Below are 17,008 nucleotides of genomic sequence, written 5' to 3'. Positions count from 1 at the left end.
CATCCTCGGTGCCACCAGAATGGTGCCATGGAGTCGAAGGGTCTCATCGTGGTCGTCGAAGACGAGCGCGCGATCGCCGACCTTCAACGGCTCTACCTCGGAGAAGCGGGATTCGGCGTGCATGTCGAGGGTGACGGGATCGCCGGTCTCGCCAGCATCCGTCGGCTGCACCCCGTCGCCGTCGTGCTCGACGTCGGACTGCCGGGCCTCGACGGCATCGAGATCTGCCGACGGATGCGCGCCGCGGATGACTGGACGCCCGTCATCTTCGTCACGGCCCGCGATGACGAGGTCGATCGCATCCTCGGGCTCGAGCTCGGCGCCGACGACTACCTCACCAAGCCCTTCTCCCCGCGTGAACTCGTGGCGCGCATCCGCACCATCCTGCGTCGCCACGCGGGAACACCCCTTGCCGCCCCGATGGCCGCCGGCGCGGTGACTCTGGATGCGGCGCGCCGCCGGGTGGAGGCATCCGGTCGCCCGGTCGAACTCACCAGCACCGAATTCGACCTGCTCGCCAAGCTGATGAGCTCGCCGGGGCAGGTCTTCACCCGGGAGCAGTTGCTGTCGAGCGTGTGGGGCCACGCGGACTACGGGCTCGGACGTACCGTCGACGTGCACATCGCCCAGCTGCGGGCGAAGCTCGGGGCCGACAGCCCCATCCGCACCTCGCGTGGGGTGGGTTATTCGGTGGCGGAGTGAACGCCTGGTTCCATTCGCTCCGCGGTCGGATCACGCTCGTCACGGTCAGTGTCGCCGTGCTCGCCGTGCTCATCACCGGTCTGGTCTCGGCGCAGTTGGTGCGCCAGTCGACGATCGCCGAAGGCCGCGCTCAGCTCGCCGCGCAGGCACTGCTCTTGAGCCAGCTGCCCGCCGCCACCAATCTCGCGTCTCTCCGGGAGCGGGTGCGCCTCGCGCTCGGCGACACCCGGGTCGCTGTCGTCGGCCCGGACGGGCGGGTGTCCGGGCCGGGTGCTGCCTTCGTGTCGGCCGCCGATGTGACGACCCTTCTCGCGGGCGACCCGGTCTCACAGACGGAGGGCCGCAAGGGCAAGACCATGCTCGTGGAGGGCCGCCCGACGGCTTCCGGGAGCGCGATCGTGTTGGTCCGTTCGCTCGGCAATCTCGAGACCGCCACGGCCGGAACCGTGCGGCGGGTCTTCCTTGCTCTGGCGATCGGGGTTCTGGTGGCGATCGTCGCCGGCACTCTCCTCGCGCGCTGGCTCACCCGTCCGCTCGTCGCGACCGTCGAGACGGCGAGACGGATGGCGGCCGGCGAACGCGGTCTCGTCATGGAGGCGCACCAGCCCACCGAAGTAGCGGCGGTCGCCGAAGCGCTCGCGACCCTCGATCGAGCTCTCAGCACGAGCGAGGGCCGCCAGCGCGAGTTCCTCCTCTCGATCTCACATGAACTGCGCACTCCCCTCACCGCCGTGCGCGGCTATGGAGAGGCGATGGTGGACGGACTCATCCGCGAGGGCGACATCGCCGGCGTCGGTGCCACTCTGGTCACCGAGACCGAGCGACTGGACCGTTTCGTCGCCGACCTGCTCGAGCTGGCCCGACTCGAGGCCGACGATTTCGCGGTCATCCGCCAGCGAGTGGATGTCGCGCTCATTCTCGAGCAGACCGCCGACGCCTGGCGCGGACGGGCCGCAACTCTCGACGTCACCGTCAAGGCGATACCGGGTGCGCCCGGGCTCGCCATGGAGACCGATGCCCAACGGGTGCGCCAGCTGATCGACGGGCTGGTGGAGAATGCCCTGCGTGTCTCCCCCGCGGGATCGACGGTGTCCATCGCCGCGCGCGCCTTCGGCACGGGAGTGGTCATCGAGGTCCGTGATGGGGGGCCGGGCCTCTCACCGGAGGACCTGGCCGTTGCCTTCGAACGCGGGGCCCTGCAGGCGCGGTACCGCGACATCCGAGCCGTCGGCACCGGGCTCGGCCTGTCGATCGCCGCCCGGCTGGTCGCACGTCTCGGCGGGAGCATCGCGGCGGGCAATGCGCCCGGCGGCGGCGCGGTCTTCGCCGTCTCGCTGCCCGCGGCCTGAGCCCTCCGCACCCCTGCCCCTTCCGGCATAACTCCTGCACTCTGCCGGACGCCACCCGTTGGCGGCCGGATTCGCGGGGGCCGACCCGGTCGCAGGCAGGAGTTGCAGGAGTTATGCCGCAGTAGTGGAGGCCGGGCGGATCTTCTGGCAGAACGGGCAGAAGTGCGAGCCGCGGTTCATGAACGACTCGCGGACGATCGACCGGCCGCACCGTGGGCAGCCCTTGCCCTGCTGACCGTAGGCGTTGAGCGAGTGAGAGAAGTAGCCGGATGCCCCGTTCACGTTCACGTATTGTGCGTCGAAGCTCGTGCCGCCCTCCGCGAGCGCGCGTCGGAGCACCAGCCGCACCTCCGCGAGCAGCGTGCGAGCCCGCGCTCGGGAGAGCGTCGCCGTGGGCTGGTCGTAGTGGATGCGGGCCGCCCACAGGGCCTCATCCGCGTAGATGTTGCCGATGCCGCTGATGAGGCCCTGGTCGAGCAGTGCCCTTTTGATGCCGGTGCGACGCGCTGCCAGCGCATCGAAGAAGCGCCGGTCGCTGAAGGCCGGATCCAGCGGATCCCTCGCGATATGCGCCACCTGGCCGGGGATGAGAGCCGCATCCGAGCCGAATCCCGCGGCATGGCCGTCGGGGGTGGGCAGCAGTCCGTCGATCGCCATGGATCCGAAGATGCGTTGGTCGACGAAGTCCACACGCAGGGGTCCGTCGTGGGCGGAGGAGATGTCCAACCGGATGCGCAGGAGCGCGTCATCCGCCCGACCGACATCGCGAAGCAGCACCTGGCCGCTCATGCCGAGATGCACCACGAGGGCCTCCGCCGGTTCCGAAAACGCAGGAGATGTGCCACCGATGGCGCCTACTGCCGCCGATCTGCCCATTTCGTGGCGAATCTCCTGCGTTTTGGGCGTCGGGGCAGACAGAGGCAGCCAGAGGAACTTGCCGCGACGGACGGCGGCGAGGATGCTGCGCCCCACGAGCCTCTCGACGAAATCCTCACTCGGACCGTCGTGGCGGCGCAACGACCGTTCCTCGAAGACGGTGACCGCGTCGATGGTCGCAGCGGTGACAGCCGGTTCCAGACCGGCCCGCACCACCTCGACCTCGGGGAGTTCCGGCACCCTCAGCGCTGCGCGGGAATGGATGCGGAAAGGATGGTCCAGGCCTCGAGGGCAGCCGCCATCTCTGCCTGCTTCTTGCTCGTGCCGTCGCCCTTGGCGATGTCCGCACCCTCGAGCGACACCGTGGCGTGGAAGCGCTTGGAGTGGTCGGGTCCGGTGTCCGTCACGGCATAGTGCGGCAGTCCACGGCCCGTTCGGGCGGAGAGCTCCTGGAGGCTCGTCTTCGGGTCCATCGCGGCACCGAAGCGATCGGGATCGAGCATCAGCGGGGCGACGAGGCGCAGCACGAGTTCGGTGGCGGCCTCTCCGCCGGCATCGAGGTACGTCGCGCCGATCACGGCTTCGACGGTATCGGCGAGAATGGACGACTTGTCACGACCGCCGGTGAGTTCTTCGCCGCGTCCGAGCCGGATGTGGCGGCCGAGACCGATGGCACGGGCCACCTCGGCGAGCGCGACGGAACTCACCAGACTGCTTCGCCGTTTGGCGAGCTCTCCCTCGTCGAGGGAGGGATTGTCCCGGTAGAGCATCACGGTGACGGCCTGGCCCAAAATCGAGTCGCCGAGAAACTCGAGGCGCTCGTTGTGCGCGAGGCCACCATTCTCGTAGGCATAGGACCGATGGGTCAACGCGAGTTCGAGTAGCTCCGAGCTCACGTCGACCGCGAGAAACGTCTCGAGTTCGCCTCGACTCGCTTCAGTCCCCGGCATCGGAATGACCAATGGATCGGTGACGATAACCGGGACTAAACGTCCGCGACCTTACGGCCCTTGTACTCCATGTACAGGGGGGCTCCGGTGGAGTCCTCCACGACCTTCGCGCGGTGCGGCAGGCTGTAGGTGACCTTGCCGCCCTCGACGGTCTTCACCAGGGTGGGCGGGGTCGCCTTCCACTGGGCGCGGCGCGCGCGGGTGCTGGCGCGGGACATCTTGCGCTTCGGTACGGCCATGAGTTTCTCTTTTCTCTACTCCGCGCTGCTGGCAGCGTCGGTCACATTCGTGGTGGTGGTGGAGTCTGTACTTCCGTCGAAACCGGCCAGGTTCTCGAGAGCCGCCCACCGTGGATCGATGGCGTTCTCGTGTTTGTGGCCCGGGTTGTCGAGGAGCCGTACCCCACACTGCGGGCACAGGCCGAGGCAATCTTCTTGACAGACCGGCTGGAACGGGAGTGACAACACCACCGCATCCCTGACTACGGGTTCGAGATCGATGGTGTCCTCGTGAACCTCGTATTCAAAAGCTTCGTCTGAAGAATACGCGAAAAGCTCCTGAATTTCGACCTGGACGGCCTGTTCGATGTCAATCAGGCACCGACCGCACTCCCCCGCGGCCGTGCCTTCGATGTCGGCGCTCACGAGGATGCCGTCGTGAAGGGACTCCATCCGAAGCTCGACGGTGAGCTCGCTGCCCTCTTTCACGCCGATCATCGCGTTGCCGAAACCTTCGGGCACGACGATGTCGATCGATCGCTCGCGCATCTCGCCGGGGCGGTGCATGAGGTCGTAGACGTCGACGGTATAGGGGGTCTTGATCACGTGAGGCACCAGTCGAGTTTACGCGAGCGGCCGCCTCGAGCCGTGATGCTTCGCTGTGCTCTGCGCGAACCGTCGGCCCCGCCACTCCCCCACGGCGATCACCAGCATGTGCGGCACAGTGAGGGCGGCGAGCCCGATGAAGACGAGCCGGAGGATCCAGCCCTCCGCAAGCGGCCCGCCCGGGGCGAGCTGTGGTGCGAATACCACCGTCAGGATGCCGACCGCCACGATCGGCACGACGGTATAGACCACCGTGATGAGCACCGTCAGTCGCCCACCGCCGCGCTCCTCGGCGAACCCGTGGCGGAGGTGCCGTGCGCTGTGCAGCGCGCAGAAGTACAGGGCGAAGAACACGAGGGGTGGCGCAACGAGCGCCAGGGCTGCGGCGAGCAGGATCTCGAGCGACTCGGTGGGTCGCCGACGCACGGCCAGTGCCGCCCCGAGCAGCATCGCGGTGACGGCCACCGGGCCGAGGGCGGCCTGCACATCGGCCACGACCACCCCTCCGGAACCCGCGAGGGTGCGATAGATCCCCGCTACCTCGTCGTGGTGGGCGAAGGCCGGCAGGGTGAGCAGGCCGATACCGGTGAGGGAGCGCAGCACGACACTGCGTCCGGCATTCCAATCGGCACCGAAGTGGATGCCCGACACCACGAGGAATCCGACGAGGCTCACGGCGGGCGCGAGCAGCCAGACGCCCACCACCAGCAGCACGATCGCGAAGTAACCGAGGTTGAAACCGGCAAGCCCGAGCGGCGTACGCCAGAGCCCGGCCCGGCGGGCGATGAGCGGATCGAGGGCGCCGTGGGGAAGTCCGAGCGTGGCGACGAGCACACCGAGCACCGCGGCCTGCACCGCAAGCGGCGGGGCGGGCATCCGTGATGCGATGACGATCACCGCCACGATGGCGAGCACCGAGAACAGCGCAGTCTCCAGCGACGGCCGCCTCGAGACCGCCGGCGCCACGCCGCTCACGCGCGCACCAGGTCCCGCACCGGAGGAACCGCCGTCGGGGCCAGCTGCCGCAGGAACGGCACTGTAGGCAGGCTCGCGATGAGCCTGGCGTAGTCGGGCAGGAGGGCGGCGTCGCTCAAGAACCGCACGAGTCCGGCGGGCGGCACCCCGCGGGCGAGGGCGAGGAAGTAGTCCGGGGTGCGTTCGAGGTCGGCGCGCACGGCCTGGAGGAAGATGCGATCCATCGAACGCCTCAGCCACGGTTCGGACGGATGCCCAACGGGCGGCTCCCCGCGCTGCATCCGGTACGCGCACGCCTGTGCCCATTTCTGGATGCGCAAAAACCCGTAGCCGGATGCCGCCCGCAACGCCCCACCCGAGTTGCCGGCGACCACGACGCCGGCCGGCGCATCGGGCAGATCGCCGGGCGTTCCCATCGGAAGCACGCCGCCCTCCCGTCGGATCACGCGAGCGCTGGCCAGCCCGAGACGCGCGAGCTCGGCATCCAGCTCCGCCGACAGGATGCCCGACGGCACGGGTGTCGCGCTGAAGCGAGTCCACTCCACGAGGGCTCGGGTGCGGCCGAGTGGCAGGGTGTAGCGAAAGTGCATGCCGCCCGCGTCGGTGGCCATCGCATCCATCAGTCCGACCTCCGCGGGATCGAAGGGCAGCCGATGCTCGCTCTCGATCTCGACACCGGCGAAGCTCTGGTAGAGCCGCGCCGGCATCACCCGCGGACGCGTGTCGACCACGTGCCGGGCGCGGATGCTGCCGCGATCCGTCTCCACCCGGACGATCGCGCCGGGCCCCTCCCCGAGAGAGACGAGCCCGGTCGCGTGCACCCCCGAATGCAGAGTGATGTCGGAGGAGGCGTCGATCCGCTCTCTTGCGCGCGTGTAGAAATCGCTGCCACGCACGTACTGGTAGCGCAAGCCCTCGACGCGGTGGTGCACGGCCGGGCCGGTAGCCCCGGAGAACCTCCAGCCGTCCCAGCTGTGGGAGACCAGGTCGGACAGGTCGTGCCGTTCCGGTCGCCAGAAGCACCAGCTGCGGTCGTCCTCGTACTCCGTGCGCGGCTCGATGATGTGCACCGAGAGGCGATGCTGAGAGCGGGCGAGTCGCGCAGCAAGGGAGAGTCCCGCGCAACCGGCCCCGAGAATCACCAGGTCGGCGTCGGCTCCCGCGGCGAGACTCGTCATAGTTAAGAAACTAAGCTATCTAACCCGCCCCTTCCGCCACTCTCGGTGTTCCCACAGCTATCAGTCCGACTCCACCGCCGTGAAGGCCTCGTCGTAGATCACCAGGGCTTGGGCGACCTCGTCCGGGGTGACCACGCACGGCGGCACCACGTGGATGCGGTTGTCGGCCGAGAAGGGGAACAGTCCCCGCGACATCAACTCGGTCTTCACCTGCGCGATGACCGCGCCGGAGACCGGGTCTCGGGTCTCCGGGTCGTCGACGAGGTCGAGCGCCCAGAACACGCCGAGTCCCCGCACCTCCCCGATCATCGGATGCTTCGCCTTCAGCTCCGCGAGGCCGGGTGCGAGGTGGTCGGTGCCGATGACACGGGCGTTGTCGACGATGCCCTCGTCCTCCATGACATCGAGCGCCGCGACGATAGACGCCATGGCGAGCGGATGCCCGGAATAGGTGAGCCCTCCGGGGAAGACCTGGGTCTCGAAGGCGTTGGCGATCGATTCGGACATGACCACTCCGCCGGCCGGCACGTAGCCGGAGTTGACTCCCTTGGCGAAGGTGATGAGATCGGGGGTCCAGTCCCCTTCTTCGGCCGCGAATCCCTGCCAGGCGAACCATTCTCCCGTGCGCCCGAATCCGGACATCACCTCGTCCATGATCAGGAGGATGCCGTACTTGTCGGCGAGATCGCGCACGCCCGCCAGGTATCCGGGCGGCGGCACGAGCACGCCAGCGGTACCGGGAACCCCCTCGATGAGGATCGCGGCGATCGACGCCTGGCCCTCCGACTGGATGACCCGCTCGAGGTGGTGCAGCGCGCGGGCGCATTCCTCCTCTGGCGAACCGGCCCAGAACTCCGAGCGGTAGAGGAACGGCCCGAAGAAGTGCACGTGCCCTCTGGCGAACTCGTTGGGCACGCGGCGCCAGTCGCCGGTGGCGACGACGGCCGCTCCGGTGTTGCCGTGATAGGAGCGGTATTGGGAGAGGATCTTGTCTCGCCCGGTGACCAGCCGCGCCATGCGCATGGCATTCTCATTGGCATCCGCACCGCCGTTGGTGAAGAAGACCTTGCCGAAGGGGCGACCCGCCTTGGCGAGGATGCGCTTGGCGGCCTGCCCTCTGGCGAGATTCGCGTGTGCCGGCGCGACCATCGTGAGGAGATCGGCCTGCGCCTTGATGGCATCGATCACCCTGGGGTGCTGGTGGCCGATGTTCATGTTCACGAGCTGGCTCGAGAAGTCGAGGTAGTGGTTGCCGTCGTAGTCCCAGATGGTGGACGCGAGTCCCCCGGCCATCACAAAGGGCTTCAGCGCACCCTGTGCAGACCAGGAATGGAAGACGTGCGAGCGGTCGAGGTCGTAGGCGACGGCGCCGTCGGACGGATCGAAGGTGCCCGCGTCGGGGATGGTGGGGTCGAGAGTGGTCATTCGGTGCCTTCTTTCGGTGGTGCGGGAGCCGCGGAAACGGCCCCCGCACCCGGTGGATCAGATACTACTTGCCGCCCTCTTTGAGAGTGACGGTGAGTGGGGTGAAGCTGCTTCCGGTCGTGTCGACGCCCTCGGTCTTCAGCTCCGCAAGCGCCTTCTTCACGTAGGTGTTGGAGTAGGCGGTCTTCGGCGGTGTGGCCGTGATGATCGTCGAGCCGGTGTCGTTCTTGGTGCCCTTGGCGATCTTCACGGTGGTGTCCCACGACTTCGTGTCGATGGTGCCGATTCCGCCGTCCTTCGACGGCCAGATCAGCTTGTTGACTTCGTTGGTCATCCAGAGCTGGTGGCTGGTGCCGAGGGTGGATCCCGCGGCCGTCACGATGTCCGCCGCTTTCTGTGCGTTGTCGCGGGCATAGATCCAGCCCTTGATCGAGGCCTTGATGAACTTGACGGTCTCGGACTGGTACGCCTTGTCGTCGGCCAGCTTGCCGGCATCCGCCCAGATCGCGTCCTGCAGCATCGCCGTACCGGCGTCGTTCCAGTTGATCACATTGAGATCGTCGGGCGTGTAGAGCTTTCCGGTGGCGGGATTGACTGTCTCGAGCACCTGGGCGTACTCGTTGTAGGTCATCGCCTGGGCCGCGTCGATGTCACCGGCGAGAAACCCCTTCATGTCGAAGGCCTGTTGCACGAGGCTGATGCCCGAGGCCGTGTTGATGCCGGCTTTCTGCATGCCGGCGAAGAGTTCCCACTCGTTGCCGTAGCCCCAGCTGCCCACCTTCTTGCCCTTGAGGTCGGCCGGCTTCGTGATGCCCTTGTCCTTGAAGGAGATCTGCGTCGTGCCGCTGCGCTCGAAGATCTGGGCGACATCGGTGACGTTGACACCCTGCTCGATCGAGCCGAGCACCTTCGGAACCCAGGAGATCGCGTAGTCGGCCTCCCCTGCAGCGACTGTCTTGATGGGCACTGTGTCGGTGCCCGACTCCTTGATCGTCACATCGAGGCCCTCGTCTTTGTAATAGCCCTGGGCCAGGGCGGCGTAGTACCCGGCGAACTGCGCGTCGGCCACCCACTGCAGTTGCAACGTGACCGGAGTGAGCTCGCCGGCTTTGCTTGCGGCCTTGGGGGTGCTGCTGCATCCGCTCAAGGCCAATGTGCTCGCTGCTGCGACGCTGATGACTCCGAGAATAATCCTTCTGCTGTGCTTCACTGTTACTTCCTCCTTGGGGGTCACTGTGGGGTGGTGATTGAGCTGGCGGCCGAGGCCGCCGAACATCAGGGGGGAGAATGCCGGGTTGCGAACTTCTCGAGGGCGAGGGTGAGCAGATAGAACACGAGTCCGAGCACGATAGAGCCGAGCACGAAGGCATAGGCGAGGGGATAGTTACTGTACGAGGCTGCCGAGGTGATCGATCGGCCCAGTCCGTCAACCGGGCCGCCGAAGTACTCCGCAATGAGTGCGGAGATTACGGCAAGGGACGAGGCGATCCGCAATCCGGTGAAGAGGAACGGTGTCGCGCCAGGTAGCGTTACCGTGCGAGTCGCCTGCCATGCGCTCGCGGCGTAGGCGCGCATCAGATCGCGGTGCACCGGTCTCACCTGGCGGAGCCCTCGCAGAGTGTTGACATACACCGGGATGAAGACGGCGAGCGCCGCGACCAACTGGCGGGCGGTCTCTTCTCCGGCTCCGAACATGGTGTACAGCACCGGGGCGAGGGCAACGATCGGCACGACTGCGAGAGCGAGAACCACGGGAAGCGACAGTTCATCGAACACTCGAAGGAGTGCGGAGAAGACAGCGAAGAGTATGCCGAGCACTGCACCGAGCAACAGACCGACCAGAGCATTGAAACCGGTGACCTTTGTGCCAGACCAGATCGTTCCGAACGCGCGTGTGAACTGGTCCCAGATCGACAAAGGGCTCGGCAAGACGTAGGGCTTTATCGCGAATCCGACGACGACAAGCTGCCAGAGCACGATCACGACGACTCCGAGGATGACCGGTGCCATGATCATCCGAGCGCGCCCCGCGGTGGTCTCCCTCATCGCGTTTCTCCTCCGCGGACCTCGGCGGTGGGCGCGCCGTGCAGCGCCTCGCGCACCGCACTCACCGCGGCGAAGAATCCGGAAGCCTCGCGCAAGCCCTCCTCGCGATTGCCCGCGCTGCCGAGCCCGACCGGCACGATCTCGCGGATGCGGCCGGGCCGGGGAGATATCACCACGACGCGGTCGGAGAGGAACACCGCCTCGGGGATCGAGTGCGTCACGAACACCACCGCGGCGCCGGTCTCGGCGCACAGGCGCACGAGCTCGTCCTGCATCCGCTCGCGGGTCATCTCATCGAGGGCACCGAAAGGCTCATCCATGAGCAGCAGCTCTGGACTCTCGGCCAGCGAGCGGGCGATGGCGACGCGCTGCTGCATTCCGCCGGAGAGCTGGTCCGGGTAGCGATCAGCGAAGTCGGACAGCCCGACGAGAGCGAGCAGTTCGGCGGCCCGTGCCCGTCTCGCGGTCTTGCCGACCCCGTGCAGCTCGAGGGGCAGCTCGATATTGCCCGTGACGGATCGCCACGGCAGGAGTCCGGCCTGCTGGAAGGCGATGCCGTAGTCCTGGTCGATGCGAGCCTGCCGCGCCGTCTTGCCGAAGACCTCGATGCTGCCGCTCGTCGGCTGGTCGAGGTCGGCGATCAGGCGAAGCAGCGTCGATTTGCCGCATCCGCTCGGTCCGATGAGAGAGACGAACTCCCCGGGTGCCACCGCGAGGTCGATCTCCTCGAGGGCGACGACCGATTTGCCGCGAGCGAGCGGAAAGATCTTGGACGCCGCGTTCACCGTGACTGCGTTGCTCATGCTGGGACCTCTCCCTGACGATATTTACGAAGACCGAGCCCAATGGCGGCCACGAGACCCGCGGCGATCAGACCGATCACCACCGCACCGAAGATCGGTGCCCAGGGCTTGCCCGGGTCGCCGCTCGAAGCCGACGCGTATTCGATCATCATTCGTCCGACCCCGCCGCGGAGGCCGATCGAGACCTCCGCGACAACGGTGCCGATCACCGCATTGGCGGCGGCGAGCCGCAGGGCCGGGAGCAGATAGGGGATGCTCGCGGGGATCCGCAATGTGATGAGCGTCTTCCACCATCCGACCGCATAGGTGCGCATCAGTTCCACGTGCGCCCTGTCCGGCGATTCGAGGCCGCGGAGCGCACCCACTGACACGGGGAAGAAGGCGAGGTACGAGGCGATCAGTGCCACGGACATCCAGTCCTGCCAGCGGGCCTCGCCGAACCTCAGCTGTGCGCCGATTCCCGCGACGAGGGGCGCGAGCGCGATCAGGGGAACGGTCTGGCTCAGCACCACCCAGGGAAGCAACGCGGACTCTGCGGTGCGGAAGCGCTGCATGAGCACAGCGAGAAGCATGCCGACGACCACCCCGATGATCCAACCGACCGCGGCGATGCCGAGGCTGAAGCCGGCCGCCTGCACCACGGCGCTCCAGAGTGCGGGCGAGCCGGGTGCCGAAGTGACCGGCTCGAACAGGCGAGTGAACATGGTCACGAGGTGTGGCATCGCGAGGTCATTCGTGCGCGGCAGGACGGTGAGTCCGTTGATCACGAACCCGTTTGCCGGACCGAGGGCCTTGTAGGCCTCCCACAGCACGCCGAGCAGCACGACACCCACCACGCCGAGCAGGATGCCGCGGGTGCGGGTCATACCTTCGCCGTGATCTGGTCGCGCAGTGCGGGGATCACGGTCTCGCCGTAGACCCGGAGGGTTTCCTCTTTGTTGTCGTGCTGCAGGTACCCGGCGAACTGGTCGACCCCGAGCTCCCTGAGCGCCTTGAGTTTCTCGATGTGCTGGTCGGCACTGCCCAGCAGGCAGAACCGGTCGACGATCTCGTCGGGCACGAACTCGGCGTGCGAGTTGCCCGCCCGGCCGTGCTCGTTGTAGTCGTAGCCCTCGCGGCCCTTGATGTAGTCGGTGAGAGCCTTCGGCACCGCAGAGCCCTCGCCGTACTTCGCCACGATATCGGCCACGTGGTTGCCCACCATGCCGCCGAACCACCGGTTCTGGTTGCGCATGTGATCCCAGTCCTCGCCGATGTACATCGGCGCGGCAACGCAGAACTTGATCGACAGTGGATCGCGGCCCACGTTCTCTGCGGCGGCCCGCACCGTCGCGATCATCCACTCCGCGACATCCAGGTCCGCCATCTGCAGGATGAACCCGTCGCCGACCTCGCCGGTCAGCTTGAGGGCGAGCGGGCCGTAGGCCGCGACCCAGACCTCGAGTTCGCTGCCGACGCTCCAGGGGAACCGCAGTTGAGCGCCGTTGTATTCCACCGAGCGGGAGTTCGCGAGTTCGCGGATGACGTGGATCGATTCCCGCAGGGTCTTGAGGGTGGTCGGCGCGCCGTTGGTCACGCGCACCGCGGAGTCCCCGCGACCGATGCCGCAGATGGTGCGGTTTCCATACATCTCGTTGAGGGTGGCGTAGATGGATGCCGTGACGGTCCAGTCGCGCGTGGCCGGGTTGGTGACCATCGGGCCGACCTTGATCCGGTGCGTCTCCGCGAGGATCTGGCTGTAGATCACGTAGGGCTCCTGCCAGAGCAGGTGGGAGTCGAAGGTCCAGGCGTAGTCGAACCCGTGCTGCTCGGCGAGCTTGGCGAGATATACCGTGCGCGAGGCCGGGGGGTTGGTCTGGAGTACTGCTCCGAATTCCATGTGGCTCTTTCTGTCAATGCCGCTGGTCGAGTGGGCCGCCTCTGCTGGTCGAGTAGGCCGCCTGCGGCCGTGTCGAGACCTCTTACCCGGTCTCGACACGCTCGCTGGCGCTCGCTACTCGACCAGCAACGGGTCAGATCAGGTACTGCGAGAGACCGCGCTTGACATACTTGCCGTCGCCCTTCGTGCCGAGGTACTGGTTGTCGTCCACGATCACCTTCCCGCGGGAGATCACGGTGTCGACGTGACCGTCGATCTCGAAGCCCTCCCAGGCGCTGTAATCCATGTTCATGTGGTGCGATCGCCCCTCTGCGATGCCGATCGAGGTGTGGCCGTTCGGGTCGTAGATCACGACATCCCCGTCCGCGCCCGGCTGGATGACGCCCTTCCTGCCGTACATGCCGAACATGCGGGCCGGCGTCGTCGAGGTCACTTCGACCCAGCGCTCGAGCGAGATCTGCTTGTCGACGACACCCTGGTAGAGCAGGTCCATGCGGTGTTCAACCGAGCCGATGCCGTTCGGGATCTTCGAGAAGTCGTTCAGGCCCATGTCCTTTTGCCCCTTCATGCAGAAGGGGCAGTGGTCGGTGGAGACCATCTGGATGTCGTTGGTGCGCAGGGATTGCCACATGTGGTGCTGGTGACCCTCCTCGCGTGACCGCAGCGGGGTGGAACAGACCCACTTCGCCCCCTCGAAGCTGCCCCACTCTTCGCTCGACGCGCCGAGCTGCTCCTCGAGCGAGAGGTACAGGTACTGCGGGCAGGTCTCGCCGAACACGTTCTGGCCGCGATCGCGGGCCGTGGCGATCTGCTCCACGGCCTGCTTCGCACTCACATGCACCACGTACAGCGGTGCTCCGGTGAGGTTGGCGAGCATGATGGCGCGGTGCGTGGCCTCTTCCTCTGCCTGCCACGGGCGGGTGGTGCCGTGGAAGTAGGGCGAAGTGTTTCCGGCCGCGACGGCCTGCTGCACGAGCAGGTCGATCACGCTGCCGTTCTCCGCGTGCATCATGATCATCGAGCCGTTGGTGGCGGCTTTCTGCATGGCCTTGGTGATCTGTCCATCGTCCGAGAGGAAGACGCCCTTGTAGGCCATGAAGAGCTTGAAGCTCGAGACTCCCTCGGCGAGCAGCTCGTCCATCGCCACGAGCGAGGAGTCCTGCACGTCGCTGAGGATCTGGTGGAAGCCGTAGTCGATCGCGCACTGTCCGGCCGCCTTGGCCTGCCAGAGGTTGTACTGGTCGATGATGTTCTCGCCGGCGTATTGAACGACGAAATCCACGATGGAGGTCGTGCCGCCCCAGGCCGCAGCCCGGGTGCCGGTCTCGAAGGTGTCGCTCGCACTGGTGCCGCCGAAGGGCATCTCCATGTGCGTGTGAGCATCGATGCCGCCGGGGATCACGTATTTGCCGGCGGCATCGATCACCGTGTCCACGTTGGCGGCGACATCGAAACCCAGCAGCTGGGATCCGGGCGCCAGTACCGCTGCGATCGTCTCGCCGTCGATCAGCACGTCGGCGAGCGCGGTGCCGGTCGAGTTGACGACCGTGCCGTTGGTGATGAGGGTCTTCACGGCGACTCCCCTACGGCTTCGGGATGCTCGTGTAGGACTCCGGACGGCGGTCACGGTAGAACTGCCAGTTGTCGCGCACCTGCCGGATCATGTCCATGTCGAGGTCGCGGATCACGATCTCCTCGTGCTCTCCGCTGCCGTAGCCGCCGATGATGTTGCCCTGGGGGTCGACGAACTGGCTGTTGCCGTAGAAGGTGACCGCGAGATCCCCGTATTCGTTGTCCTCGCGTCCCACCCGGTTGGGCGCGGCGACGAAGTACCCGTTCGCTCCCGCGGCGGCGGGCTGCTCGATCTCCCAGAGGCGGTTCGACAGGCCCGGCTTGGTGGCGTTGGGGTTGAACACGATCTGCGCTCCATTGAGGCCGAGCTCGCGCCATCCCTCGGGGAAGTGGCGATCGTAACAGATGTAGACGCCAATCGGACCGACCGCCGTGTTGAACACCGGGTAGCCGAGGTTGCCGGGGCGGAAGTAGAACTTCTCCCAGAACTTGTCGAGGTGGGGGATGTGGTGCTTGCGGTACTTGCCGAGGATCGTTCCGTCGGCATCCACCACCACCGCGGTGTTGTAGTAGACGCCGGGCATGTCCTCCTCGTAGATCGGAAGCACCATCACGAGGTTCAGTTCCTTCGCGAGGGCGGCGAACCGCTGCACGATCGGGCCGTCGGCCGGCTCGGCGTAGGCGTAGTACTTGGCATCTTCGGTGATGCCGAAGTATGGCCCGTAGAACAGCTCCTGGAAGCAGATGACCTGGGCGCCGTCCGCAGTCGCATCACGAGCGAACTGCTCGTGTTTGGCGATCATGGACTCCTTGTCGCCGGTCCATGTGGTCTGGGTGATCGCTGCGCGTACGACAGTCAATGGGGCCTCTTTCGCCGAGCTGTATATCTCACGGTTTTTGTTATTGTGCGCCGTAAACATTTCCCTTATGTTTCTGTCTATGACGTTGGCGTAAACATAGGGCCGATTCGAATCCAGATCAATCATTGACAGCGGAGGCCGGATGTGAAGCCCATCGCCACCGCCGTCGAAGAGGCGACACCGCATGGGATCGCGGCGACGGTCGCGCGCATGATCACCTCGGGTGATCTCGCGCCGGGCGACCGCCTTCCCACCGTGAGGGAGCTCGCGCTCGACCTCGGAGTGAGTCCGGCGACGGTGAGCCATGCCTGGCAGGCGCTCTCGGGAGTCGGACTCATCGTGTCTCGGGGGCGAAGCGGAAGCTTCGTGATGGCCGCCCCGCGCAAGTGGCTCCCCCCTCGATTCCAGGGCCTCGCCGGTCAACTCGAGGCGACGCGCCTCGATCTGTCGAGCGGCACGCCCGACCCGCAGCTGCTTCCCGCGCTCGGTCCGGCGCTCTCGCGGGTGGCGGAACGCGCGGGCACGGCGAGCTATCTCGATCAGCCCGTGATCCCGGAACTCGAGACCGTGTTGAGATCGAGCTGGCCCTACGAGGTGCAGGCGATCACCGTGGTCGACGGCGCTCTCGATGCGCTGTCCCGCGCCATGGAGACCGTCATCCGGTTCGGCGACCGGGTAGTGGTCGAAGATCCCGGGTTCCCCCCGATGTTCGACCTCCTCGACCACTTCGGGGCGGTGCGCGTGCCGGTGCGCCTCGACGAAGACGGCATGCGTCCCGACCTGCTCGCGGAGGCGCTGACGCTGCGACCGACCGCGATCCTGCTGCAGCCCCGCGCGCAGAACCCCACCGGCCGCTCGCTCACGAAGGCGCGGGCGGAGGAGCTTGCGCGCGTCATCCGTCTCAGCCGGCACGCGAGCGATGCCATCGTGATCGAGGACGACCATTCCGGCGAGATCGCGGTCTCGCGCGATGTGAGCCTCGGTAGCTGGCTGCCGGGGCAGGTGCTGCACATTCGCAGCTTCTCCAAGTCGCACGGTCCCGACCTGCGCATCGCGGCCATCGGCGGGCCGACCGAGATCATCGACCGGCTCGTGGCCCGACGCATCCTCGGTCCGGGATGGACTTCGCGCATGCTGCAGACGATCCTGCATGACCTGCTCACCGACTCGACCTCGATCTCGGAGGTCAACGACGCCCGGCGCATCTACCGCTCCCGGCAGAGGCGCCTCTCGGAGGCGCTCGCCGGTCACGGCGTGACGCTTGCCCCCTCGGATGGCATCAACACCTGGCTCGAGGTTGCGGATGAGCGCTCCGCCATCGTGCAACTGGCGGCGGCCGGCATCCGCGTCGCGGCCGGGACGCCCTTCGAGGCGAGCGCCGGCGGTCATTTCGTGCGGGTCACCGCCGGGCTCGTGAGTCGAGACTTCGACACGATCGCCGAGCAGCTCGCCACGGCCGCGCGCGCCTGAGGGCGGCGACGTCGGTCGCTAGGTTCGGGCCGCGAGAACACGGCGCTGACCTCAGACGACCCTGAGGCCGCCGCGGGATCTCGGATCCCGCGGCGGCCG

At 66.9% G+C, this 17,008-nt stretch carries 17 protein-coding genes; 3 read left to right on the top strand and 14 right to left on the bottom strand.

Going from position 1 to position 17,008, the window contains the following annotated elements:
* Positions 1-27: 27 nt before the first annotated feature.
* On the top strand, positions 28-702 hold the full coding sequence (locus ABIB54_RS06725; RefSeq protein WP_354574747.1) for a response regulator: 675 nt from the start codon (positions 28-30) through the stop codon (positions 700-702).
* On the top strand, positions 699-2,051 hold the full coding sequence (locus ABIB54_RS06720) for an ATP-binding protein (protein ID WP_354574746.1): 1,353 nt from the start codon (positions 699-701) through the stop codon (positions 2,049-2,051). The genes ABIB54_RS06725 and ABIB54_RS06720 overlap by 4 nt, the downstream gene beginning before the upstream one ends.
* A gap of 111 nt (positions 2,052-2,162) precedes the next feature.
* Here ABIB54_RS06720 and mutM read toward each other — a convergent pair whose 3' ends face one another.
* The 14 genes from mutM to ABIB54_RS06650 form a co-directional block, all read right to left on the bottom strand.
* Entirely contained in the window at positions 2,163-3,167 is a 1,005-nt protein-coding gene (mutM, locus tag ABIB54_RS06715) for a bifunctional DNA-formamidopyrimidine glycosylase/DNA-(apurinic or apyrimidinic site) lyase (protein WP_354574745.1), read from the bottom strand.
* Between the two features lie 2 nt (positions 3,168-3,169).
* Positions 3,170-3,877: a ribonuclease III gene (rnc, locus tag ABIB54_RS06710; RefSeq protein WP_354574744.1), complete on the bottom strand. Its 708-nt coding sequence runs from the start codon at positions 3,875-3,877 to the stop codon at positions 3,170-3,172.
* Between the two features lie 35 nt (positions 3,878-3,912).
* Entirely contained in the window at positions 3,913-4,116 is a 204-nt protein-coding gene (gene rpmF, locus ABIB54_RS06705) for a 50S ribosomal protein L32 (RefSeq protein ID WP_185201195.1), read from the bottom strand.
* A gap of 15 nt (positions 4,117-4,131) precedes the next feature.
* Positions 4,132-4,710, bottom strand: coding sequence for a YceD family protein (locus tag ABIB54_RS06700; RefSeq protein ID WP_502917088.1), 579 nt, complete (start codon positions 4,708-4,710; stop codon positions 4,132-4,134).
* A 9-nt stretch (positions 4,711-4,719) separates the two neighbouring features.
* Entirely contained in the window at positions 4,720-5,676 is a 957-nt protein-coding gene (locus ABIB54_RS06695; RefSeq protein WP_354574743.1) for a Brp/Blh family beta-carotene 15,15'-dioxygenase, read from the bottom strand.
* Entirely contained in the window at positions 5,673-6,854 is a 1,182-nt protein-coding gene (locus tag ABIB54_RS06690; RefSeq protein WP_354574742.1) for a lycopene cyclase family protein, read from the bottom strand. Before ABIB54_RS06690 ends, ABIB54_RS06695 begins: the two co-directional genes overlap by 4 nt.
* Before the next feature lie 60 nt (positions 6,855-6,914).
* Positions 6,915-8,279 carry an aspartate aminotransferase family protein gene (locus ABIB54_RS06685; protein WP_354574741.1) on the bottom strand — a complete coding sequence of 455 codons (1,365 nt, stop codon included), beginning with the start codon at positions 8,277-8,279 and terminating at the stop codon, positions 6,915-6,917.
* Between the two features lie 64 nt (positions 8,280-8,343).
* Positions 8,344-9,489: an ABC transporter substrate-binding protein gene (locus ABIB54_RS06680; RefSeq protein WP_354574740.1), complete on the bottom strand. Its 1,146-nt coding sequence runs from the start codon at positions 9,487-9,489 to the stop codon at positions 8,344-8,346.
* Between the two features lie 65 nt (positions 9,490-9,554).
* Positions 9,555-10,325, bottom strand: coding sequence for an ABC transporter permease (locus tag ABIB54_RS06675; RefSeq protein ID WP_354574739.1), 771 nt, complete (start codon positions 10,323-10,325; stop codon positions 9,555-9,557).
* Complete coding sequence (locus ABIB54_RS06670; protein ID WP_354574738.1) at positions 10,322-11,128, bottom strand: ABC transporter ATP-binding protein; 807 nt, start codon at positions 11,126-11,128, stop codon at positions 10,322-10,324. Before ABIB54_RS06670 ends, ABIB54_RS06675 begins: the two co-directional genes overlap by 4 nt.
* The gene (locus tag ABIB54_RS06665; protein ID WP_354574737.1) at positions 11,125-11,994 is read right to left on the bottom strand and encodes an ABC transporter permease; all 870 of its coding nucleotides are present in this window, start codon (positions 11,992-11,994) and stop codon (positions 11,125-11,127) included. Before ABIB54_RS06665 ends, ABIB54_RS06670 begins: the two co-directional genes overlap by 4 nt.
* The gene (locus tag ABIB54_RS06660) at positions 11,991-13,007 is read right to left on the bottom strand and encodes a TIGR03842 family LLM class F420-dependent oxidoreductase (RefSeq protein WP_354574736.1); all 1,017 of its coding nucleotides are present in this window, start codon (positions 13,005-13,007) and stop codon (positions 11,991-11,993) included. The genes ABIB54_RS06665 and ABIB54_RS06660 overlap by 4 nt, the downstream gene beginning before the upstream one ends.
* A 133-nt stretch (positions 13,008-13,140) precedes the next feature.
* The gene (hydA, locus tag ABIB54_RS06655; RefSeq protein WP_354574735.1) at positions 13,141-14,580 is read right to left on the bottom strand and encodes a dihydropyrimidinase; all 1,440 of its coding nucleotides are present in this window, start codon (positions 14,578-14,580) and stop codon (positions 13,141-13,143) included.
* A 10-nt stretch (positions 14,581-14,590) separates the two neighbouring features.
* Entirely contained in the window at positions 14,591-15,439 is an 849-nt protein-coding gene (locus ABIB54_RS06650; RefSeq protein WP_354574734.1) for a nitrilase-related carbon-nitrogen hydrolase, read from the bottom strand.
* A gap of 144 nt (positions 15,440-15,583) precedes the next feature.
* On the opposite strand from ABIB54_RS06650, the gene ABIB54_RS06645 reads away from it, so the two are divergent.
* Positions 15,584-16,909 carry an aminotransferase class I/II-fold pyridoxal phosphate-dependent enzyme gene (locus tag ABIB54_RS06645; protein ID WP_354574733.1) on the top strand — a complete coding sequence of 442 codons (1,326 nt, stop codon included), beginning with the start codon at positions 15,584-15,586 and terminating at the stop codon, positions 16,907-16,909.
* The last annotated feature ends 99 nt before the right edge of the window (positions 16,910-17,008 follow it).

This window comes from Frigoribacterium sp. UYMn621 (assembly GCF_040549525.1).
Taxonomy (GTDB): domain Bacteria; phylum Actinomycetota; class Actinomycetes; order Actinomycetales; family Microbacteriaceae; genus Lacisediminihabitans.
This window is presented reverse-complemented; position numbering and strand designations above follow the sequence as displayed.